This window comes from Luteimonas sp. A277, from assembly GCF_054052045.1.
Window position 1 is genome coordinate 1 of sequence record NZ_JBSVRG010000029.1, and the last position, 1,055, is coordinate 1,055.

Below are 1,055 nucleotides of genomic sequence, written 5' to 3' on the forward strand. Positions count from 1 at the left end.
TGGCGGGACGTGCGCGGGTTCTCGCTCAAGTTCTATACCGAAGAAGGCAACTACGACCTGGTTGGCAACAACACCCCGATCTTCTTCGTGCGCGACTCCATGAAGTTCCCGCACTTCATCCGCAGCCAGAAGCGTCTGGCGGATTCGGGCCTGCGCGACAACCACATGCAGTGGGATTTCTGGAGTTCCAACCCGGAATCAGCCCACCAGGTGACCTACCTGATGGGCCCGCGTGGCCTGCCGCGCAGCTGGCGGAACATGAACGGCTATGGCTCGCATACCTTCATGTGGATCAACGCAGCCGGCGAGCGGTTCTGGGTGAAGTACCACTTCCACACCCAGCAGGGCATGGAGTTCTTCTCCAACGCCGAGGCCATGGACATGGCCGGCAGCGACGCTGACTTCCACCGCCGCGACCTGTTCGACGCCATCGCCCGCGGCGATCACCCCCAGTGGGTGCTTTCGGTGCAGGTGATGCCGTATGAGGACGCCAAGACCTACCGCTTCAATCCATTCGACCTGACCAAGGTTTGGCCGCACGCCGACTACCCGCTGATCCGCGTGGGCACCATGACCCTCAACCGCAATCCGGAGAACTTCTTCGCCCAGATCGAGCAGGCGGCGTTCTCGCCAGGCAACACGGTGCCGGGGATTGGGCTGTCGCCGGACAAGATGCTGCTCGGCCGCGCGTTCGCCTACAACGACGCCCAGCGCCGCCGGATCGGCACCAACTTCCACCAGCTGCCGGTCAACCAGCCCAAGGTGCCGGTCAACACCTACATGTTTGATGGCCACATGACCTATCACCACAGCGGCGCGGCACCGGTGTACGCCCCCAACAGCGGCGGCCGCACCTGGGCAGACGAGACCGGAGTGATGGAGGACGGGTGGGAGGCTGACGGCCAGATGGTGCGCAACGCCTACACCCTGCGTTCGGATGACGACGACTTCATCCAGCCCGGCACCCTGGTGCGCGAGGTATTCAGCGACGCCGATCGAGATGGCCTGGTGGAGACGGTGGCCGGTGCCCTGCTGGGCGGCGTGCGCAGTCCGGT

At 64.4% G+C, this 1,055-nt stretch carries 1 protein-coding gene; it reads left to right on the forward strand.

Annotated elements, in window-relative coordinates; translation table 11 throughout:
- Window positions 1-1,055, forward strand: a 1,055-nt coding sequence (locus ACW7G2_RS14030) for a catalase (RefSeq protein ID WP_456976838.1), incomplete at both ends; no start/stop codon positions are given.